The sequence below is a fragment of the Gleimia hominis genome, assembly GCF_002871945.2.
Classification (GTDB): Bacteria; Actinomycetota; Actinomycetes; order Actinomycetales; family Actinomycetaceae; genus Gleimia; species Gleimia hominis_A.
Genome location: NZ_CP126963.1, coordinates 1,963,401 through 1,984,231, shown reverse-complemented (window position 1 = coordinate 1,984,231; position 20,831 = coordinate 1,963,401). Strand labels below are relative to the sequence as shown.

Sequence of the window (20,831 nt, the reverse complement as noted above, 5' to 3'; positions counted from 1 at the left end):
GTAATCGAAAAGTGTTTGCGGCGCAGAAAACTAAGTGCAGTAAGCTCACCCAACGCTACTGCAGTGAACGCGCCGCAAACACACTAAACTGGGAAACAAGTTCCTCAAAACTGAATGCACCAGGCATTCCTTGGGGATGAGCCGTGAATAATGTAAACGCACTGTTTATATTCATACTGCTCCCCACGCATGTGGGGTTTAAATAGTTCCGGCGCCAAAGATTTGTACTCTTGAGCGCCGGATTTCTTTACCCGGATACTTTTAACCCTTACGCTACTATATACATATAGTTAAAGCGTACTGATTAGCGCGAAGACCCTACCTATATCGCAGGTTCTGAACGCACATAATCCACATTACCCACTCAAGCATTGTCACTTGTACATTATTCAGTTGATGGAATCTTCAGAGTTATGTATAGTCGTTTCTGTAAGCACTCGACAGAGGAGTCGGTATGGATTTTCAGTGGCCACCGGGGGCTCGCGCATTGTGGGCTAAAACCGGGGAAAATGATGGTGAATGGTTGTCACTGGCCCAGCACTTAGAAGACAGTGCACGCGTATCCGCTTGGTTGTGGGACCACTGGCTAGCAGACCGGATCAAACAACAACTTTCCGAATACCTCTCCCTATCATTAGAAGAAACAAAACAGTTCATCACTTTCCTAGCGGGCACCCACGACCTCGGGAAAGCTGGTTCCTGCTTCACATACCAACTACCACCCCACCGGTACAGCTCCTTCGGTGAACGAGCCCAAGCCGCGGGCCTTGAACAAATCAACACCCACGTGCCAATCAAATACCCACACAGCGCAGGCAGCAGCCTAATCATTGAAGAATACTTACAGCAGCTAAACAACTACGCGCAGCCAGCACCTCAGGCGACAAAAACTGGTGAAACAAACACAGCGAAAACCAGGAAACCGAAACGTTCAGAAAGACTTCGCGCAGCACGAGTACGCCGCAGCGTCGCCGGCATCTCTGGATCCCACCACGGCCTCCCCGCAACCCCTGAAGCCTACGCCAACGTAACCGAAGAACAGAATCGACAAAGCCCCAACTGGACCACCACTCAGCAAACCACCGTGCAGGCAGCAGCAAACGGTACCAACGCGCTGCCGGCCCTCAAGAAAGTACTAGAAAACAACAAACCACTTTCCAAAAGCGCGTCAATGGTGCTAACTGGCATCGTGATTATGACGGACTGGATCGCGTCAAACCAAAAACTCTTCCCATGCGTAAAAGAAATGCCAATAGACGCGTTCAAACGCTCACTTGAACAAAACCATACGAACGCGGACACAAAGAAGAATGAAACCCGTTTCAACACCGGGGTCAACCACCTTCAACTCCCCAGCCCGTGGCGACCACAACAAATAACCACGCGCGCAGACGAAGCGTACAAACACCGGTTCAACTGGCCAAACACCGCTACCCCCTACACGGTACAAACCGCGGCATACGAAGAAGCGAAACACGCAAACGGCCCCATAATGATGTGCATCGAAGCTGCGATGGGGGAAGGCAAAACCGAAGCTGCCCTGATGGCTGCGGAAGTACTAGCGCACAAAAACGGTTGCAACGGCATCGCCTTCGCCGCCCCCACCCAAGCAACCGCAAACGGTCTCTTTCACCGCATTAAAAAATGGGCACAAGCCGGGGCAACCGCCGAAGACCCCGTTTCCATGTACCTCGCGCACGGGAAGAATATTCTAAACGACGAATACACCTCGCTTGCACGTTCAATCCACGAAATCTACGACGGCGATCACAGCGGTAGCTCAGGCGTTATTGCACACAGTTGGCTCAGAGGACGGAAAAAGGCATACTCGCATCCATCTCCGTAATGACCATAGACCAAGTGCTGATGCTCGCCCTGCAATCCAAACACGCGATGCTGCGCCACCTTGGGTTCGCCGGAAAAGTTGTGGTCATCGACGAAGCCCACGCCTACGACGCCTACATGAACGTCTACCTACACCGCGCCCTCGAATGGTTAGCCGCCTACGGCGTGCCCGTAATCGTCCTGTCAGCCACGCTCCCCTCCGAAACACGCGCATCTCTCCTCGAAGCGTATTCCGGAAGAGAGCACGCGCCTCAAGAATCTGAAGAAACAAAAACGCAACCGAGCGCATACCCGCTAATTACCGTCACTGGAAAGGACAGTGAAACTCGCAGTCGCGGCGTGCAACCAAGTGGAAGAAAACAATCCGTTGCCCTGCACGCAATCGACGACTCTTGGCAGGCGCTGCAAGACGCGCTCGCTGACACCATTGAAAGCGGTGGGTGCACCCTAGTTATCTGCAACACCGTTGCCCGCGCGCAATACGCGTACGCGCAACTGAAAAACCTCGTTGGAGCCGACGCGTTCCTAATCCACAGTCGCTTCACCTCCGCGGACCGGGTAGAGGCAGAGACGCAGCTAACCTCAGAAATAGGTGCGGACGCAAAAGGACGCAGTGGCGAACACGCATGCGAAAACGGGAAACGACCGTGGCGACGCATCGTAGTTTCCACACAGATCGTAGAGCAATCCATGGACGTGGACTTCGACTGCATCATCACTGACCTAGCGCCAATCGACTTGCTAATACAACGTATCGGCCGGCTCCACCGCCACCAGCGTCACGCCAGCGAACGGCCCGCCTGGGCGCAACAACCACAAGTAATTATCCGCGGCGTCACCGACCCCGGCGCCACCAGCTCACAGCCTGTATTCGCCAAGTATTTTGATTTGGTTTACGACCAAGCCACACTCATGGCTACGTGGGACAAAATCCAACCATTCCTGCACGGCCAACCACTAGAAATCCCCGCGATGATCCCGCAGCTGGTTGAATCCGTGTACTCCCACGCCAGCGAAGTGCAGCCAAAATGGCAAGCAGCGTACGAAACTGCGGTACATGAGCGGAACCAAGAACGCGTCGAAGCACAGGCCAAAGCGGACACGTTCCTGTTTGCCGCCCCCACCAACCACAACCACGACTTCGTGGAGCTGTGGGACCGCCAGCGAAGTGACGCCGCCCAAGAAGTGGGTGGGGAAGAAAGAGGTTTAGCACAAGTTCGTGACACAGACCCAAGCATCGAAGTGCTACTAACAGTCGACAGAGGCTCCGGCTACTACTCACCCCTGCCGTGGGTGGGCCCAGGGTACACAGATACGAAACTCGCCGAAGGCAGCCCCATCAGCCAAAACACCGCCTTCGACATCGCCACCTCAAGCGTGCGCCTGCCACTATCGATGACCAAATACCCTCAAGCATTCGACAAAACCGTAACTGAACTAGAGGAAACAACAGACAAAGCCTGGGCCGCGTCCCCACTTCTGCGCGGGCAGCTACAACTCAACCTAGACGAACGCGGGCAAGCAACCCTGAACGGCCACAACCTGATCTACCAAAAAGAACTCGGGCTGGTGGACATCACCAAAATGAGCGAAGACGAGTGCACAACACTTGGAATCACCTGGCAACAAGCAAACGACGAGGACGAAACCGAGAACCAGTAGATAAGTCAGAGGCAGTAGAAAAATCATCGCGGAAACAAACCGTAAAAGAGAAGCAGACAACACAAGGAAGTGAGGTGTTAAATGGAAAACTCATTTAACCTCGTAGACGAACCATGGATACCGGTTCGAATGCGCGACGGCACAAACAAAATACTGTCACTACGCGACACATTCGCGAACAGTGGACAGATCACACGGATTCAAGGTGACAGCCCCACCCAGAATTACGCGGTACTACGCGTCCTACTCGCAATAATCTGGCGCGCGCACCTAACCGACCCAGATTTTACGCAAGTGCTTTCCGACCGCGACGAATACACCGGATGGTGGTTCGACAACCTCGAAGACCCCCAGTGGCTCAACAGCAGTCCAATCAACGATTACCTAGACAGATGGCACGAGCGGTTCGAGCTCATCCACTCCCCCAAACCGTTCATGCAGGTGAACGATCTGCAAACCACCAGTGGTAAAACCCTCGGTATTGCCCGCATCATCCCTAAAGCGGAAAAAGACCAGTTCACCATGCGGGACGGGCAAAAACGTGAAGCGCTTTCTTTACCTGAGGCAGCCAGGTGGCTCATCGCGTTACAAGCCTACGACTACTCTGGGATTAAACCCGGTGCCGTCGGAGACCCGCGGGTTAAAGGTGGCAAGGGGTACCCCATCGGCACAGGGTGGACCGGAACCACCGGTGGAGTGGTATTGCACGGGCGATGCCTCGCGCAAACCTTCATCTTGAACCTCCCGGTAAACCTCATGGCAGATGACAAACGCGAACTAGACCTGCCCCCGTGGGAACGCACGCCAGACACATCCGCACCCCGAGACGTGCAAAGACCACTGGGGCCGGTGGACATCCTCACGTGGCAAGTGCGGCGCGTCCGTCTAGTAGTTGAAAATAATGAGGTTGTGCGCGTGCTGGTTACAAACGGAGACCGCGTCGAAACCGCGAACGAATTCAACGACCCCATGACGGCTTACCGGTGGTCAAAAAACAAGTCGAAGAAAAACAACGACGTGTATTACCCGCGCACGCATGCGGAAGAACGAACCGTGTGGCGCAGTTTAGACCCGCTGCTCGTGTTCAGTAATAAGCAGCCAAAGCCAGAACAAGCAAACCAGATTCCGCAAACAATAAACTGGTTACGCTCGATTCAAGAAAGAGGCGAGCACCTGGAACAAAACATTGGGGTGGAACTGGTTGGCGTGGTTTACGGCACCCAATCTGCAGTTATAGAAAACACCATCCACGCGGAGCTGGAGATGAAACTGCAGCTACTCATGTCCAACAATGCCGACATCATCTTCCACCTGCTGGAAGCCGCGCAGGCGGCGCAAGATGCAGCTATAGCAGTCGGTCAGTTCGGTGGGCGGCTAAAACAAGCGTTAGGTGACGATTACCAGTTTGACCCCTCGCTCACCGAGAGAGTGCTCTACGATGCGGAGCCTGATTTTAAGAACTGGCTTGGCAGCATCAGCAACACCACCAACATTGACCAGGCTTGGGGCCAGTGGGCACAGAGCCTATACCAGCAGTTCTGCCTCTTTGCCCAAGACATGGCATACGCCGCCGGCCCTCAAGCAGCAATCGGCGTTATGAAACCAAAAGGCGAGCAAGACGACGGAGTGCTCTACTCCTCTTCCCTTGCATACAGCTGGTTAGAGTACCGGCTCAGCAAGGTCCTCAACGTAAAGGAAAGAAATATGACACTTAACAAGATCAACCACCCTAGTGGAAGGAGGAAATGATGGACGTGGACGAAACCCAACAGAATCCGCGCGCAGACAAAGGGCTGTACGCAACCGTTGTGAGTGCGGTGGAGCGGCTCTACGCCGGCATTTCAGCAAGTGACACGCGCGCAGAATCAGCGAGCAAAGCCGCGTTAGCGACCCTGCGCCGCGGGGCTGGGAAAGATCCGGAAGACGATCTGGTTGCGTGGATGCAAGTGATGGAACTGGTGGTTCCCGAAATAGAACCGAAGTATTTAGGTAAACGCGAGCGGCCCTCACAGTCAGAGAACGCGATTTACACCGCACTCGTGTTCTACGCACTGCACCAGCAGGGGCGGGAAAAAAACATGCACACACGGAACCAAACGTTTGCGCAGGCAGCGGGGGTACTGGCGCACAGACGCGACAGCGTGTCCACCAAAGGCAGGTTCGATTCCCTACTAACAGCTAAAACTCGCAAAGCACGCGACTACTACATTCGAAACCTAATCAGCTTATTGCGAGCGGAAGAAATCCCGTTCAACTACGGTGCTCTGGCAAGCGACCTTAGAGCTTTGGAGTCCGCACAGCATCGTAAAGGCGTGTTGTTGCGGTGGGGACGCGATTTTTCATTCGGATATTCAGTTAGCAAATACGGAAAAGATAGTAAAGAAACAACAAATCCTGAGGAGACAAAATGACCACCTACGTTGATGTACACGCACTGCAGACGGTTCCACCTTCGAACATTAACCGGGACGACACAGGCGCGCCGAAAACCGCAATGTTCGGTGGCACCACCCGCCACCGGGTTTCTTCCCAAGCGTGGAAGAGGGCTATTCGCAAGGACTTCAACGAGAACTTTGATGCGATCAAGATTGGGACGCGGTCGCGGCGGCTTCCCCAAATAATCGCAAAGAAAGTGGTTGATAAAAGCGGTGACGAATGGTCTATTGACGACGCCCTGGAAGCCGTGAAGAAAGTGTTCACGGCTGCTGGGATGAAAACTAAAACTGTTGATCGCGCTGGCAATGCGATTGAAGAAAGCGAGTACCTCGTATTCTTGTCTTCGCGCCAAATAGAGCAGATCGCAGACTGGATTGTGGCGAATCCGGAAGAGAAACCGAAGAAAAAAGTAGTGTCTGAACTATTCGACACCAACCAGTCGATCGACATCGCCCTGTTTGGCCGCATGGTGGCGGACGCACCCGATTTTAATGTCGATGCGAGTTCGCAGGTGGCGCACGCGTTGGGGGTTGCCCCGGCGGAGCAGGAGTTCGATTACTTTACCGCGGTCGATGACATCACTGTGCAGGAAGAAGAAACGGGAGCTGGGATGATTGGTACCCTCCCGATGATGTCTTCTACCCTGTACCGGTACGCGACAGTTAACGCAGATCAGTTGGCCGCTAACCTTACGGACGATAAGGAAGTTACCGGTGCGGCGATTGCCGCTTTTATTGAGGCTTTTATTCGCTCTATGCCCACGGGTAAGCAGAACACGTTTGCGAACCGGACGTTGCCGGACGCGGTGCTGGTTGCGATCCGTGAGGACCGCCCCATTTCGTACGTGAACGCGTTCGAGGAGGCGATTGAGGAAACTGGTAAAGGGATTCGCACTGAGGCGGCCACGAGGCTGGTGAAAGAAGCACAAGCGATCGAAGCAACATACGATACGAAACCGGTTAAGAGCTGGGTGATTGCTCTGCCGGATCTGGCGGAGATTTTGGAGCCGCTGGGTGAGGTTGGGTCGCGTTCAGAAGTGTTGGGCCAGTTGCGGGAGGCGCTTACGTCTTTGGATCTTGGTTCGAGTGAGGCGTGAGCCGTATGAGCACCTTGTTGTTAAAACTACGAGGTCCGCTGCAGTCTTGGGGAAGTGCTAGCCGCTACATGGTCCGCCACACGGATAATGTGCCCACAAAATCGGGGGTGGTTGGTTTGTGTGCGGCTGCGTTGGGACGTGAACGCACCGCGGACATGTCGGATTTGAGTGCGCTGATGTTCGGTGTGCGGGTGGACCAGCCGGGCACTATCTTGCGTGATTTCCAAACGGCGCAGCGGGCCGGTGAGAAAAACACCAGCATCATCACCCGTTACTATCTGCAGGACGCGTGTTTTGTAGCTGGGTTGGAAGGCCCTCGGGACACGCTTGCACAGATTGCAGAGGCTTTGAAACGCCCGGTGTTCCCCCTGTTTTTAGGGCGGCGTTCTTGCCCGGCGAGTACGGATATTTTGTTGGGGGTCCATGATTCTTCGCTTGAGGAGTCGCTGCGTTCTCTACAGTGGCAGGCGGCGCAGTGGTATCAGCGGCGGATGAAGAACGATGCGCAGCATTTATGCAAGAGCGCGATCACCCTTCCCATTTTCCGCGACGCGCACGAAGGTGAGAGGGGGGACGCGATCCGCGACGTGCCAGTTAGTTTCTCGCAGGAAGAACGCCGCTACGCGTGGCGGGAAGTGGTGGAATGCGAACCGGTTCACGTGCCCGTGGCTTCTACCCAGCCTGAAGCTGGTTTGCGTTTCGATGGGGGTTATTTTGAGGCGGTGGATTCGCAGTGACGAGCACGTTTTCGCTGATTGAGATTAACGCGCGTAGGCGTGGGGGTGCGAAACTGATTGCGAACCCGCAGGCTATGCATGCGGCTGTGATGTCGAGTTTCCCACCGAGCGCTTTAGAAGCGGCGCCATCACGCGTGCTGTGGCGTTTGGATCATGATGGGCCGGCGTACAAGTTATATGTGGTTAGCCCAATCGATCCGGATTTTACGCATATTGTGGAGCAGGCCGGATGGGCTGGTCAGGAGTGGAAAAGCGCGGACTACGAGCGGTTCCTTGACCGCATCACTGAAGGTGAGCGTTACGCGTTCCGCCTTACTGCTAACCCGGTTAAGCGCGAGCCTGCTAACCATGGGGAGAGGAAAACTGGGCCCGTGCGCCCACTGACTGTTAATGGCCAGATTAAGTGGCTGGTTGACAGGGCACAGAAGAACGGGTTCCGGTGCCTGCAACGCAGCGAGTTTGATTCGACTCTCCCGGTTCACGCCCTAGGGGATGACCCGGCCTTAGGGGATGACCCGGCCTTAGGGGATGGTCTCACCGTAGGAGACGCGGATGAGCTACCAGCACCGCTAGTAACGGTCACGCGGTGTGATGACACTAGGTTCCACCGCAAATCGAAGCCTCTTTCTGCTGAGAATCCGCAGTCTGATCGACACAGTAGCGGAAAGAGCCGTTTTAAGCGGCTTTCTATCCGGAAGGCTCAGTTTGACGGTGTCCTGGAGGTTACTGATGCGGATTTGTTGCGTTCGGCCTTGTTGAATGGGATTGGGAGGGCGAAGGGCTATGGCTGTGGTTTGATGACGATGAAGCCAGTTCCGTAGTTTTGGCGCGCAGGTTTTGGTGCCCGGTCTTCGTTGGTGTTGTCCGGGCACCAAGCGCACGCGAACGGTTTTAGGGTTTTCACTTGTTTTAGGTTCTTGTTTGTTTGAGGGGTGACGGGGCATGTTTGGAGTGGCGCCTCCGCGGCGTCAGGAGGTTGGTCAAGTTAGTGACCGCTGGTCTTTTGTGTATTTAGAGCGTTGCACGGTTAATCGGGATGATAATGCGATTACCGCTACTGATGCGGAGGGGACGGTTCATATTCCGGTGGCGATGGTGGCGTGTTTGATGTTGGGTCCGGGGACGCGGGTGACTTATGCGGCGATGGCGTTGCTTGGGGATTCGGGTGTGTCCGTGGTGTGGGTTGGTGAGAAGGGGGTGCGGTTTTACGCTGGGGGTCGGTCTTTAGCTGCGAGTTCGTGTTTGTTGGATGTGCAGGCTCGGTTGAGTACGACACCGCGGGAGCGTGTGAAGGTTGCGCGGCGAATGTATGAGTGGCGGTTTCCTAATGAGGATGTTTCGACGCTGACGATGCAGCAGTTGCGTGGGCGTGAGGGTGCGCGTATGCGACGGGTTTACGCTGATGTTTCGGAACGTACTGGGGTTTCTTGGAGTAGGCGGGATTATGATTCGCAGGATTTTTCTTATGGGGATCCGGTGAATCAGGCTCTTTCTGCTGCTAATGCGTGTTTGTATGGTGTGGTGCATGCTGTGGTTGCGGCGTTGGGTTGTTCGCCCGCGTTGGGGTTTGTGCATGCGGGTACTGATCGGGCTTTCCTTTTTGATGTTGCGGATTTGTATAAGGCGCAGACTTCGATTCCGATTGCGTTTGAGGTTGTGTCTGAGGGGGTTGCTGATGTTACGGGGGAGGTGCGTCGGCGGATGCGTGACGCGATTGTTGAGCACCGGTTGCTTGAGCGTATCAGTGCTGACATTAAGGAGTTGCTTGTACCTGGGGAGGATCCTGATTTGAGTGCGAGTGGTTTGGTTTTGTGGTCTGGGCAGGCGGGTGGACCTGTTGAGGCGGGAAAGAACTATGCGGACGAGAAGCGTCGGCGAGGTTCGGTAGAGCCTGGTGCGCTTGGGGGGGGCCAGTGGTGAGAGTGCGGGTGTGTAGTTGTGATGACGTTGGTGTTGACTGCTTGTCCGCAGGGTCTGCGGGGTGATTTGACGAAGTGGTTGATAGAGGTGAGCCCGGGTGTGTATGTGGGGCAGGTGTCTGCGCGGATTCGGGAGCTTTTGTGGGATCGGGTGTGTGAGCTTTGTAATGAAGGGAGGGTGGTGATGACGTATTCGGCGCCTGGTGAGCAGCGGCTGAAAGCTCGGGTGCATAATCAGGAATGGCAACCAGTGGATTTTGATGGTCTTACGTTGATTAAGCGGCCTTTTAAGAGGAAGGTGCAGGCAGGTCGGAAAACAGGTTGGAGTATTGCAAGCCGCATGGCCAGGGCACGTCAAGGGAAGTGGCGTGATGCGTACACGACTGTGGAAAAGAACTAGTATCAACTGCTACTGTTTGACTATAAGGCTGAGAGGCTCCAATGATTGATTCTTATCTTGTCTATCTCGCAGAAGTAACTAAAAACCACTAGGTCACCGGATATTTCTGCAGATCAGCAAGTGTGCTCCCCACGCATGTGGGGATGAGCCCCTCACAGGCCGAGTATGCGGTTGGGCTGGAGGGTGCTCCCCACGCATGTGGGGATGAGCCCAACACCCACTACATGTAGTGGTAAGGGGGCAAGTGCTCCCCACGCATGTGGGGATGAGCCGGCGTCGCATTCACCGACCGCGCGTCCCTAACCGTGCTCCCCACGCATGTGGGGATGAGCCCTCACCTCAGGGAAAACCAAGCCAAAGGAGGCAGTGCTCCCCACGCATGTGGGGATGAGCCCCAATCGGTACAATCACGTCATCTAAAGACACTGTGCTCCCCACGCATGTGGGGATGAGCCGGGTTTGCGCGCACTACTAGAGGAAGCGGCGAAGTGCTCCCCACGCATGTGGGGATGAGCCGCTCAGCCTCCAACACCTCGACGCCAAGCTCCCGTGCTCCCCACGCATGTGGGGATGAGCCGCTCAGCCTCCAACACCTCGACGCCAAGCTCCCGTGCTCCCCACGCATGTGGGGATGAGCCCCCGTATGCTACCCGACCCACTACACCTAGCGGGTGCTCCCCACGCATGTGGGGATGAGCCTATAAGCGGGTTTCACTAGCCGTAGGATGGGTTGTGCTCCCCACGCATGTGGGGATGGATGATCCGAAGATAATGACTGAAACAGTGAAAACAAACATGTGCTCCCCACGCATGTGGGGATGAGCCCCTCACCAACATCGTCCAAGGCATCGACCGATAGTGCTCCCCACGCATGTGGGAATGAGCCCACGGAGCAAGTTAATGTTAGCGAGCTCACCACGTGCTCCCCACGCATGTGGGGATGAGCCGTACCAGGCCGACCGACAGTGGTGGGCCGCACTGTGCTCCCCACGCATGTGGGGATGAGCCTGGGGGCATCCGAGCGGTTGGAGTGTCTAGCGGGTGCTCCCCACGCATGTGGGGATGAGCCCACGCATCACAGCACCACCAATCGTGTTGTAGCGTGCTCCCCACGCATGTGGGGATGAGCCTGCTGCGGGGTTTCCTCCTCCAGGCGGGATAGTGTGCTCCCCACGCATGTGGGGATGAGCCGAGAATCCGGGTTTGGTGAAGCCTAACGGTAAGGTGCTCCCCACGCATGTGGGGATGAGCCTGCCCCCTTGTGAGCTGGGACAATGCACATAGGGTGCTCCCCACGCATGTGGGGATGAGCCCCGTCCGGGGTTACGAGTCCGACGGGCCGGTATGTGCTCCCCACGCATGTGGGGATGAGCCGAACGTGGTTTTGGAGGCGCGTGAGCTTGCGGGGTGCTCCCCACGCATGTGGGGATGAGCCGTGTGGTTTCGGCCTGCCGTCCCACTCATAGGCGTGCTCCCCACGCATGTGGGGATGAGCCGGGGCCTCCTCGGATAGTCAACGGGCAACTGCTGTGCTCCCCACGCATGTGGGGATGAGCCCCAGCCTGCCTACACGCGTGAGGGAGGCTATAAGTGCTCCCCACGCATGTGGGGATGAGCCTGAGGCCATACGACGGGCACGTGCACGCGGGTCGTGCTCCCCACGCATGTGGGGATGAGCCTGGGTTGGGGCCCAATCGCCGGTAGCAGCCTAGGTGCTCCCCGCGCATGCGGGGATGAGCCGGCTGTTCGCTAGGTCTCGACCATCTATGTATTGTGCTCCCCACGCATGTGGGGATGAGCCCGACTACAAGCGGGCACAAAACGCGTGTTTGAAGTGCTCCCCACGCACGTGGGGATGAGCCCCTTTTGTATCACGCGTCCTGATTGTGCTATATTAAATGCTTAAGTGCTACCGATATGGCGACAGTCGGGTTTGCACTATTGCTAGACCGCCGGCTTTACCTAATCACACGCACGTGGGGTTCGGTAAAGCCGGTAACTAAAAATTTTGTGGTATGTAAATATGCTGCGTCGCCCGCCTCGGATCTAAATAACAGCCACTTCATCCCACACGGACACGCCGCATCACACCAAACACAGTGCGTGTACATACAGTTAGAGGCCGCTCGAAGCGGCCCCTAACTGTATCCCATCAACACAGTGCGAGTTTTCCCAGACTTAACAACCCAAGTCAGAAAACCCCCTTCCGGAAACAACAGGACTGAACACTAACACTTCCAGTAAATCCTGTAGGAAACTCTCGCGAGTTCCCCTGTCTCCGTGAAGTTGCTTTTAGTCTAAAACGGGTTCCTGTTAAAGAAGTTGGGTCTACCTAGGAATTACCTGGGAAATACTCACAGCGTTTTTCGCAGCACCCTAATATCAGATCGCTTGCGGCTCCAAAGCCCACGGTCCTTCCGCGTAATCCCGGATAGTACGGTCAGAAGAGAACCGGCCCGAACGCACAATATTCACCCAGCACATCTGCGCCCAACGCTTACGATCCGCATAGTCCCGCGCCTGCCTGTCCCGCGTCTGTCGGTAGTCCGCGAAGTCACCCAGCAAGTAGTACACGTCCGCAGGTTCGTACCCATTCGAATTCAGCAACGACACCCGCAAATCGTGGAACATACCCGAGTTATCATCGCTCAACGTACCGTCAATAAACGCATCCAACACGCGCTTCAAGCCCGGCACCGTCTCATACTCATGCCGTGGATCATACGTCTTGCGCAGCTCCGGCAGTTCCTCTTCCCGAGCACCAAAAATGTACGCATTGTCGTCACCCACAGCCTCATGAATTTCAACATTCGCACCATCCATAGTGCCCAAACACAACGCACCATTCATCATGAACTTCATATTCGACGTGCCCGACGCTTCCTTACCCGCAGTCGAAATCTGCTCATGCACATCCGTTGCCGGAATAATCTTCTCCGCAGGCGACACATTATAGTTCTCAATGAACACGACCTTAATCAACTTCGACACTTCCGGGTCGTTGTCAATCAGGCGGCCTACCTCGTTAATCAACTTAATAATCGCCTTCGCACGCACATACCCAGGCGCTGCCTTCGCCCCAAAAATGAACACGCGCGGTGGCACATCCAAACTCGGGTTCTCCTTAATGCGGAAATACAAGTCCAGCACGTACATAATGTTCAGCAGCTGCCGCTTATACTCATGCAGCCGCTTAATCTGCACGTCAAAAATCGCGTCCGGATCAATCTTCACCCCCTGGCGTTTCTCAATCCAATTCGCGAAATCCACCTTATTCGCATGTTTAATATCGTTGAGGCGGGCCAACAGTTCGTCATCCGCCGCCCCCTCGTGCTGTGCCAGCACATCCAGGTTACGCACCCATTCGTCCGACCCCACCACTTCCGTGAGAAGCTTTGCCAAACGGGGGTTACACTGGTTCAACCACCGCCTAGGCGTAACCCCATTCGTCTTATTGTTGAACCGCTCCGGCCAAATATCATGCCAATCATGCAGCGTGTCCCGCTTTAAAATCTCCGTGTGAATCGCCGCAACACCATTAATTGAATACGACGCGTAGCACGCAATCCACGCCATGTGCACGTGCCCGTTACTAACCGGCGCCATGTAATCGATCTTCCCCTGGTCAAAACCACGGGCCGCTAAATCAGCGCGGAACCGGCGGTCAATCTCATACACAATCTCCATGATCCGTGGGAACAACCGGTCGAAAATCGAGATCTCCCACTGTTCCAACGCCTCCGCCAAAACCGTGTGGTTCGTATACGCGAACGTGTGCGAAACAATGTCCCACGCCTCGTCCCAACCCAGACCCTGCTCATCCATAAGTAACCGCATCAACTCTGGGATCGCTAACACCGGGTGGGTGTCATTCAGCTGCACACAATTGTACTCAGCGAAATTGTGGAAGTCCCCATGTACCGCCTTGTGGTTATCCACAATCTGCTGCAACGACGCGGAAACAAAGAAGTACTGTTGCCGCACGCGCAGCACTTTCCCCTCATACGTCGTGTCGTTGGGGTACAAGACGCGGGAAATGTCTGACGTGCGTTCCCGCTCCACAATCGCGTCGGTGAACCGCTGCGAGTTGAACGCGTCGTAGTCGAACTCCTCCATTGGTTCCGCGCGCCACAACCTCAACGTCCCCACATTGTCCGTACCATACCCCGTGATCGGCATGTCATACGGGATCGCCCGCACTGTCAGGTCGTGATAGTGCACTACCCGCTGTGCTTCCTCGTGGCGCAGCACAAACGGGTACCCCTCTTCCATCCACGGGTCCGGATGCTCCGTCTGGTAACCGCGGTCGAACACCTGCTTAAACAAGCCGTAGCGGTACAAAATCCCATAACCCACCACCGGCAGGTTCTGCGTTGCACACGAGTCCAAGAAGCACGCTGCTAAACGCCCCAAGCCACCATTGCCCAGCGCGGCGTCGGGTTCTTGCTCCAAAATGTCCGACAGGTCCACTCCGTACGCTTGCGCCGCTTCCTGCGCCTCGTCGTACAACCCCAAGTTCAACAGGTTGTTCAAAAGTGCGCGCCCCATGAGGAACTCCGCGGAGAAGTAGTGTTGACGCCGGCCTTTGCGGTACTTCTGTGTGGTTTCGTGCCAGTTATCCGCAATCTTGTCGACAACTGCGGCAGATAGACCTTGCCAAAGCTCCATCGTGGTTGAGGCTGATGCTGGTCGTCCTGATATGGCCCGCACCTGTGAGCGTGAGGACCGCTTGAAATCAACAGACATTACATGTCCTTCCAATATGTTGCAGTAGACGCGTCGTAACGCGAGAACCACCGGAATTCTATCGACTAAAACACGCTTGTCCGAATCTTACGCGGATAGCGACAAATAACGGCCGCTCCCACAACAAACCCTATCGCCCTCACCAGCATCTTGCCGCCGCAGCCAAACTGGTCTTCTTCGCGTTTGGCCAAACTTGGGTGCGCGCACGAACCACTCGCAGCGGGACGAGAAACACGGGCCCAACTTGGTACCCTTATTTCGACACCAGTTTTAATGGGAGGGGCACGATGTCGGTTAAAGAGGTTACGAAACCTCGGGTTAACAAGGTCTTGAAAGAACTGAACGTTGATCCCATTGCCGCGGAAGATGGTTCACTAGTCGCCCAGTACGTAGACGCGCTAATTAGTGTGAGTGTGGAAGAGCATTCGGTGATCGTGTCCACGGTTTGGCGCGGCCTGTTCCGCGAACGCGCAGATGTGGACAAGCTCCTTCCGTTTGTGAACAGTTTGAACGAAATGTTCGCAACCGGCCGGGTAGTTGCCACCGAGGACAAAGAAAAATCCATGATCGTAATCCAGTCCCTCCCTATTGCCACGGGCCTTACTGACAGTCAGTTGAAGGCGTCGTTGCAGGCCATGCTGGTGACCAGTTCGCAACTGTGCGACGAAGCGGCCGCGCGTTTCCCACACTTAATTACGTGGAAAAAGGATTAACCATGTCTGATCTAACGGTTACGTTCGACCGCGTTAAGACAGCGGCGCAGCGTTTGAAGTGGGAGTTTGATGTTGCTGAGGGGGAAGACACGCTCATCGCGGGGTTTGAGGACGCGTTTGTGACGGTGCCGTTTCAACCCGACGTGCTCACGTGCGTGACGTTCGACCCCAACACTGCGGTGCCTTTAGACCAGTTTGATGCGGTGGCGGCGTGGGCGAATCAGTGGAACACCACGTGTTTATACGGCAATGCTTACGCAAAAGTGAATGAGCACGCTGGTAACGTCGCGTTGGTTGCGTCCGCCGGAGTGCCGATTCATGAGGGGGCAACGGATGCGCAACTCGACAGTTGGTTGCTAACTGTGGTGGGTGCCTGCGTGCACGCGTGTTCAGAATTCCGCGCTCACGTGCAAGCTTAATAACGCCGTGCAAAGCAAGCCGGCTAACTTGCACCTAAGCACCCCACAAACTGCGGACTACACACTCTGAACCACTAACGGCTAGTTTTGCGCACTGTAAGCCGTGGACTACACATGGAACTACTAACTGTCGGTTTCTCGCACTGCTGTCCGCGGGCTTCGTACCCTCTTTAGCTTCGGTTTATGCGCACTCCTATATCTAGGGGTGGGGCGTGGTAGATCGATGTGGTTACTAAACCGTTGACACCAGTTTGCCCGTATTCAACACAGTTTGAGGGATTCACTCCACCGGCGGCTAGAAGCACGGAGTTTGGAAAGGCCTCATGAATATCCCTAACTATGTGTCCCAACTGGTGGGCGGGAACCTTGTCGAACTGAATCCCATCTGCACCCGTGGCCAAAAGACGGGTAGCTACCTGCGGGTCGGAGGTTTCGACGATAATTCTCTTCTCAATGTTCGCGCGCTTAATCTGCGGAAGTTTGGTTAAGAACGCATCCAGCCCGCCGGCCATCTGAATGTGCTGGTCGAACACCAAGATGGTTTCAGAAACGCCCAGGCGGTGGGCAATAGCACCCCCGTCTAAAGCGGCTTTGACCAGCAGTTTTTTCGCACCGGGCGTCACTTTGCGGGTCACCAACAGGGGAATCGGCAGTCCCGCTACTCGCAGTGCCGTGCGCATCTCGTGCGCGCGGGTAGCTATCCCACTGCACGTATCCAGAATGTTCTGCCCAACTTTCCACAGGGCAAAAACTGCTTCCGCAGGCCCGCGCACGGTGCACAGGGTTTCCCCGGCCGACACCTCAGACCCGCATCTGAACTGGGAAGAAACCTCAATTCCCAAAAGATCTGCAAGCCGACCCACTTCCGTAAGACCGCTTACCACTGCGTTTTCGCGCGTATAATACTCGGCGGTACAGGTGCCAGTTAGCTGTAATGCGTCTGTGGTGAGGTCTTGGAATGGCATGTCTTCCAGTAGAAAATGTTCAATTTCAGCAGTGGTGAAGTACATCATTTAAAGTTTCTCACTAGGTTAAGTTCACTATGTTGTCCGCGAGCGCACCTACCCGGTCGGTGTCGTGGTCGATTAGGAGGACGGCGCGGCGTTCGCGTTCGCGTGCAATGCACGGCGCGATCAGGTCGCGTTGTCTACTGTCGATTCCTTTGAATGGTTCATCTAGCAGTATTACGTCCGAGGGTACCATCAGGGACCGCAGCAGTGCGCCGCGCCTGGCCATTCCAGTGGACAGTTCACCGGGGTAGCTGCCCATCACCTGATCGATTCCAAGTTCACTAGCCACAGGAAATGCTGCGCGCGGGTCCACACCTACGTATTGCAAGTTCTGCTCAATGGTACGTGTGGGCAGCAGGCGGTCTTCGGCGAACAAGGCAGAAACGGTGAGTTCGTGCGCGTGATACACCTTCCCTCGGGTGGGCGCGGTCAGTTTCAGTGCGATGCGGCTGAGCGTCGTTTTCCCCACCCCGGAATCCCCCACCAGCGCAACCACACCTCGTTTCGGAATAGTGAAACTCACGTCCGTGAACACCCAGTTTTCGCCGTAGCGTTTCCCCACGTGTTTTAGTTCTATGAGGGGTTGGGTAGCCCCGTGCTTCGCGCGCATGCTCACATACCTCCGGTGGCAGTGGCTTGGACGCGGTAGTGTTTTGGGATCAGCCAGATCGCGATGTGTTCGGTTGCGGACGCGAGGATTACGATCACGAAAGTCCAGGCAAATAGTGAGGGGCTATCTAAGTACACTTTTGCGTCACTTAAATGTGCCCCCACGCTGGCGGTGGCTGAAGAGATAACTTCGGCTGTAACCGCGGACTTCCACGCGAACCCGAACCCGGTTACGTACGCGGACACGACGTACGGCATTGTGGCCGGTAGGTACATGTGGCGCACTTGTTTACGTAAGGGGACGCGAAATACCCTCGACATTTCTTGCAGGTCTGCGCTGGTGTTTTCTATGCCCGTCCACGCGTTCATGTACACGAGTGGGAACACCATTAGGAATGACACGACTATCGGCAGGTACCGCGAGGACATGAACACTAAAATCGTGATTGTTATTGAGGCGACCGGCACCACGCGAATAAACCGCACCAGTGGGTTCAATAGGGTTGCGATTAGGGGCAGAAAGTACGCGCAGAATGCGAGCACCACCCCTATCACGAGGGACAAGGCAAACCCAGCTACAATATTCGCTACGGTTTGCAGCACGGATGTGTAGAACGTGGTTTCGTGCAGCAGTTCCCATAGTCTAACGAGGGTACCTACCGGTCCAACCAGCAGCAGGTTCGAACCCACCCAGTGGGCGAGAAGGGCCCACATGCCCACCCAGAACCCCGCTACCAACACCCACCGCGCTGCCCGGTGCAGCTGCACCGTCCACCGCGTGGTTTTAGGAACCAAAGTAGAAGTCGGCTCCCGGCACTTCACCGCCCACTGACGCGGGGTTGGCCTCATGCAACATTTCTAAAAACGGCGTGAGCATATCCTTCAAATCACTGCCCGTAATGAACACCTGGTGACACTTCGGAATCGCCTCTTTCGCAACCTGCGTGGGCATGAGTTCGAACTTGCCGGTCAGCTTCGCAGTTTCTTCAACGTTTTTCTTCGCTGCCTCCGCTGATTCACGATATTCTTCAACAAACAGCTTGGCTGCCAGCGGGTTTTCGTCTACGAACTTTTTCGATAGCACGAGCGCACCTTGCGCGTACAGGGTTCCTGGGTGAATTTTCTCCCATTGGTCAGACAAGTCCGCCACCACGTGCACATCTTGGTTCTCTTGCATCAATTTCACGACGGCGGGCACAGGAATCGCTGCGGTATCTGCTTTGCCCGACGCGAACTGGCTGACAACCTCGTCGTGACCGGGGAAGAATTCAACGTTCAGGTCCTCACCGTTTTTAAGTCCTTTTTTCTTGAGGACTTCCAGCAGTGTGTACTGCGGAATCGCACCTTCACCAGCAGAAATCACATCGTGTCCGTACAGGTCCGCAATTGATGTCACACTTGGATCACGACTAACAATCTGGATCACGCCCAGGGTCGTCGCTGCGGCGATCTGGATGCTCTCAGGTTTCTTGTTATACAAAGTGGCAGCGAGGTTAGTGGGAACGGTAGCAGCGTCTAGCTCACCGTTGACTAGCTTTGTGGTGATCTCGTCCGGTTTAGACGTTTTTATTTGCTTATATTTATTCTGCGTTTCCCCTTTCTCATTTGATTCCAACAGGTTCGCTGCGCTTATTGAGGGGAAGCCGCCAATTAGTCCCAAGTTGACTTCTGCACCCTCGCTGCTGGCAGAAGCACTTGGCGAGGTAGATTGTCCCGTGCTCTTGTCTGCTTTAGGATCACTGCTGCAGCCGGTGAGGGCTAACATAACTGCCGCGACAACTCCCACAACGGCGGTAAGCTTTTTTCTGGTAAACACGCTTAAACTCCTGTGAATACGGTGTTTTTTGCTATCTGGTACGCAAACACCCTATCAGGCCGGCAAATACTACTTTAGGTACAAAAGCGAGCACTCTTCTTTTGAGAGCAAGAACTACCCTGTGCACCGCTCCCTAGCCCACGTTTACACCGCTTGAAAGAACCACAAAACTATATGTGGTACCAACAATTACCACTCACTCCCACATATAGTGTTATCGTTATTCATGTCGAAGGGTCGTAACTATTATTTAGCTAGACCTATCGATGTTGAATTTGTGGCTGTCCAAGCGAACTCGCCACGGGGTTTGCTGGTAGGTGGCCCAAGAAGCAAAATGTTCGGCAGGTTTACAGGGTTAAGGAAGTAGGTTTGCATGGCGAATCAGGTTACGAACACTGGTGCACGCGTTGGTGATCGCTGCATTTACGACGTGTCTATCACTCCACCAAAGTTGCGCACGTCCCCTCAGGGCAGATTAAGGCCGGTGAATTGGAATGATCTACAGGACGAGAAGGACTTGGAGATTTGGAATCGGCTGACCGCTAATTTTTGGTTACCAGAGAAAGTACCGTTGTCGAACGACTTGGCTACGTGGCACACGATGGACGCTAGGCAGCAACGGTTGGTTATGCGGGTGTTCACCGGTTTGACCCTGTTGGATACGGTTCAGGCTACGGTTGGTGAACCCGCTCAGATTCAAGATGGTAAGACGGAGCACGAGGAGGCGATATACACGAACATCGCGTTTATGCAGGCGGTGCATGCGCGTTCTTATTCGTCTGTGTTTTCTACGTTGGCGTCTTCCGAGGAGATTGCGCACGCGTACCGGTGGGCGGTTGATAATGACTTGCTACAGAGCCGAGCTAAGGCGGTTATGCGTTACTACTGGGGTGAAGATCCGCTGAAACGGAAGGTGGCTTCTACCCTGCTGTCTTCTATGCTGCTTTATGCTGGGTTTTACCTACCTTTGTATTATTCGACGCGTGGATTGTTGATGAACACGGCAGATATGATCCGCCTGATTCTTCGAGACAAAGCAGTGCATGGTTACTATTCGGGATATAAGTACCAGTGTGGTTTACGGCAAAAGAGCGTAGTTGAACAGAACGCGATGCGCACTTTCACGTACGGCCTTGTGCGGGAGCTTTACGATTTGGAGATGCGTTATTCAGGTGAGCTTTACAATCCGGTGGGGTTGATGGATGACGTGGCGACGTTTGTTCGTTATAACGCAAATAAGGCGTTGATGAATCTGGGTTACGAACCGCTTTTTTCTACTGAGGAAACCGCGGTGAATCCGGCGGTGTTGGCTGCTCTGTCGCCCGCCGCGGACGAGAATCACGATTTCTTCTCAGGATCAGGTTCTTCTTACGTTATGGGTGTCGCAGAAGAAACAACGGACGAAGACTGGGGATTCTAAAGA

The 20,831-nt window shown here is 54.9% G+C and carries 17 protein-coding genes and 1 CRISPR repeat array; of the genes, 12 read left to right on the top strand and 5 right to left on the bottom strand.

Annotated elements, in window-relative coordinates:
- Positions 1-454 precede the first annotated feature (454 nt).
- From CJ187_RS08720 to cas2e, 9 genes are all read left to right on the top strand, one after another.
- Entirely contained in the window at positions 455-1,846 is a 1,392-nt protein-coding gene (locus CJ187_RS08720) for a CRISPR-associated endonuclease Cas3'' (RefSeq protein WP_102216436.1), read from the top strand.
- Positions 1,801-3,507: a CRISPR-associated helicase Cas3' gene (gene cas3 / locus CJ187_RS08715; protein WP_102216437.1), complete on the top strand. Its 1,707-nt coding sequence runs from the start codon at positions 1,801-1,803 to the stop codon at positions 3,505-3,507. Before CJ187_RS08720 ends, cas3 begins: the two co-directional genes overlap by 46 nt.
- Positions 3,508-3,588: 81 nt before the next feature.
- Positions 3,589-5,256 (top strand): type I-E CRISPR-associated protein Cse1/CasA, encoded by a 1,668-nt coding sequence (gene casA, locus CJ187_RS08710; RefSeq protein ID WP_102216438.1) that lies wholly within the window; start codon positions 3,589-3,591, stop codon positions 5,254-5,256.
- On the top strand, positions 5,253-5,918 hold the full coding sequence (gene casB / locus CJ187_RS08705) for a type I-E CRISPR-associated protein Cse2/CasB (RefSeq protein ID WP_102216439.1): 666 nt from the start codon (positions 5,253-5,255) through the stop codon (positions 5,916-5,918). The genes casA and casB overlap by 4 nt, the downstream gene beginning before the upstream one ends.
- Positions 5,915-7,039, top strand: coding sequence for a type I-E CRISPR-associated protein Cas7/Cse4/CasC (gene cas7e / locus CJ187_RS08700; protein ID WP_102216440.1), 1,125 nt, complete (start codon positions 5,915-5,917; stop codon positions 7,037-7,039). Before casB ends, cas7e begins: the two co-directional genes overlap by 4 nt.
- 5 nt (positions 7,040-7,044) lie before the next feature.
- A complete protein-coding gene (cas5e, locus tag CJ187_RS08695) occupies positions 7,045-7,776 on the top strand; it encodes a type I-E CRISPR-associated protein Cas5/CasD (RefSeq protein ID WP_102216441.1) in 732 nt (243 codons plus the stop codon).
- Positions 7,773-8,597: a type I-E CRISPR-associated protein Cas6/Cse3/CasE gene (gene cas6e, locus CJ187_RS08690; protein WP_199171066.1), complete on the top strand. Its 825-nt coding sequence runs from the start codon at positions 7,773-7,775 to the stop codon at positions 8,595-8,597. Before cas5e ends, cas6e begins: the two co-directional genes overlap by 4 nt.
- Before the next feature lie 121 nt (positions 8,598-8,718).
- Entirely contained in the window at positions 8,719-9,696 is a 978-nt protein-coding gene (cas1e, locus tag CJ187_RS08685) for a type I-E CRISPR-associated endonuclease Cas1e (protein ID WP_102216442.1), read from the top strand.
- Between the two features lie 21 nt (positions 9,697-9,717).
- Positions 9,718-10,095: a type I-E CRISPR-associated endoribonuclease Cas2e gene (gene cas2e / locus CJ187_RS08680; protein ID WP_233187335.1), complete on the top strand. Its 378-nt coding sequence runs from the start codon at positions 9,718-9,720 to the stop codon at positions 10,093-10,095.
- Between the two features lie 122 nt (positions 10,096-10,217).
- A CRISPR array of direct repeats spans positions 10,218-11,957; the repeat unit is 28 nt; unit sequence GTGCTCCCCACGCATGTGGGGATGAGCC.
- A 520-nt stretch (positions 11,958-12,477) separates the two neighbouring features.
- Here the strand turns inward: cas2e and CJ187_RS08675 are convergent.
- Positions 12,478-14,841, bottom strand: a complete 2,364-nt coding sequence (locus CJ187_RS08675) for a glycogen/starch/alpha-glucan phosphorylase (RefSeq protein ID WP_102216444.1) — start codon at positions 14,839-14,841, stop codon at positions 12,478-12,480.
- Positions 14,842-15,128: 287 nt separating this feature from the next.
- On the opposite strand from CJ187_RS08675, the gene CJ187_RS08670 reads away from it, so the two are divergent.
- Together CJ187_RS08670 and CJ187_RS08665 are read left to right on the top strand one after the other, a co-directional pair.
- Positions 15,129-15,554: a YbjN domain-containing protein gene (locus CJ187_RS08670; protein ID WP_102216445.1), complete on the top strand. Its 426-nt coding sequence runs from the start codon at positions 15,129-15,131 to the stop codon at positions 15,552-15,554.
- Positions 15,555-15,556: 2 nt separating this feature from the next.
- Entirely contained in the window at positions 15,557-15,973 is a 417-nt protein-coding gene (locus tag CJ187_RS08665; protein WP_102216446.1) for a YbjN domain-containing protein, read from the top strand.
- A gap of 170 nt (positions 15,974-16,143) precedes the next feature.
- On the opposite strand, the gene CJ187_RS08660 is transcribed toward CJ187_RS08665, so the two are convergent.
- From CJ187_RS08660 to CJ187_RS08645, 4 genes are read right to left on the bottom strand one after another with little or no spacing between them, the layout of a single operon-like run.
- On the bottom strand, positions 16,144-16,986 hold the full coding sequence (locus tag CJ187_RS08660; RefSeq protein ID WP_102216447.1) for a ModD protein: 843 nt from the start codon (positions 16,984-16,986) through the stop codon (positions 16,144-16,146).
- Positions 16,987-16,999: 13 nt separating this feature from the next.
- Positions 17,000-17,593, bottom strand: coding sequence for an ATP-binding cassette domain-containing protein (locus tag CJ187_RS08655; protein ID WP_102216448.1), 594 nt, complete (start codon positions 17,591-17,593; stop codon positions 17,000-17,002).
- Positions 17,594-17,595: 2 nt separating this feature from the next.
- The gene (locus tag CJ187_RS08650; protein ID WP_102216449.1) at positions 17,596-18,441 is read right to left on the bottom strand and encodes an ABC transporter permease; all 846 of its coding nucleotides are present in this window, start codon (positions 18,439-18,441) and stop codon (positions 17,596-17,598) included.
- Positions 18,377-19,408 (bottom strand): ABC transporter substrate-binding protein, encoded by a 1,032-nt coding sequence (locus CJ187_RS08645; protein ID WP_146003085.1) that lies wholly within the window; start codon positions 19,406-19,408, stop codon positions 18,377-18,379. The genes CJ187_RS08650 and CJ187_RS08645 overlap by 65 nt, the downstream gene beginning before the upstream one ends.
- A gap of 373 nt (positions 19,409-19,781) precedes the next feature.
- On the opposite strand from CJ187_RS08645, the gene nrdF reads away from it, so the two are divergent.
- Positions 19,782-20,828 carry a class 1b ribonucleoside-diphosphate reductase subunit beta gene (gene nrdF, locus CJ187_RS08640; RefSeq protein WP_102216451.1) on the top strand — a complete coding sequence of 349 codons (1,047 nt, stop codon included), beginning with the start codon at positions 19,782-19,784 and terminating at the stop codon, positions 20,826-20,828.
- Positions 20,829-20,831 lie beyond the last annotated feature (3 nt).

What these genes read in the sequence shown, in the direction of transcription:
- CJ187_RS08655 (WP_102216448.1), bottom strand. Translation starts at nt 17,593, where the DNA reads ATGCGCGCGAAGCACGGGGCTACCCAACCCCTCATAGAACTAAAACAC.
- CJ187_RS08650 (WP_102216449.1), bottom strand. Translation starts at nt 18,441, where the DNA reads ATGAGGCCAACCCCGCGTCAGTGGGCGGTGAAGTGCCGGGAGCCGACT.
- CJ187_RS08720 (WP_102216436.1), top strand. Translation starts at nt 455, where the DNA reads ATGGATTTTCAGTGGCCACCGGGGGCTCGCGCATTGTGGGCTAAAACC.
- CJ187_RS08665 (WP_102216446.1), top strand. Translation starts at nt 15,557, where the DNA reads ATGTCTGATCTAACGGTTACGTTCGACCGCGTTAAGACAGCGGCGCAG.
- cas1e (WP_102216442.1), top strand. Translation starts at nt 8,719, where the DNA reads ATGTTTGGAGTGGCGCCTCCGCGGCGTCAGGAGGTTGGTCAAGTTAGT.
- CJ187_RS08670 (WP_102216445.1), top strand. Translation starts at nt 15,129, where the DNA reads ATGTCGGTTAAAGAGGTTACGAAACCTCGGGTTAACAAGGTCTTGAAA.
- casB (WP_102216439.1), top strand. Translation starts at nt 5,253, where the DNA reads ATGATGGACGTGGACGAAACCCAACAGAATCCGCGCGCAGACAAAGGG.
- casA (WP_102216438.1), top strand. Translation starts at nt 3,589, where the DNA reads ATGGAAAACTCATTTAACCTCGTAGACGAACCATGGATACCGGTTCGA.
- CJ187_RS08660 (WP_102216447.1), bottom strand. Translation starts at nt 16,986, where the DNA reads ATGATGTACTTCACCACTGCTGAAATTGAACATTTTCTACTGGAAGAC.
- cas5e (WP_102216441.1), top strand. Translation starts at nt 7,045, where the DNA reads ATGAGCACCTTGTTGTTAAAACTACGAGGTCCGCTGCAGTCTTGGGGA.
- CJ187_RS08675 (WP_102216444.1), bottom strand. Translation starts at nt 14,841, where the DNA reads ATGTCTGTTGATTTCAAGCGGTCCTCACGCTCACAGGTGCGGGCCATA.
- cas2e (WP_233187335.1), top strand. Translation starts at nt 9,718, where the DNA reads ATGACGTTGGTGTTGACTGCTTGTCCGCAGGGTCTGCGGGGTGATTTG.
- cas7e (WP_102216440.1), top strand. Translation starts at nt 5,915, where the DNA reads ATGACCACCTACGTTGATGTACACGCACTGCAGACGGTTCCACCTTCG.
- nrdF (WP_102216451.1), top strand. Translation starts at nt 19,782, where the DNA reads ATGGCGAATCAGGTTACGAACACTGGTGCACGCGTTGGTGATCGCTGC.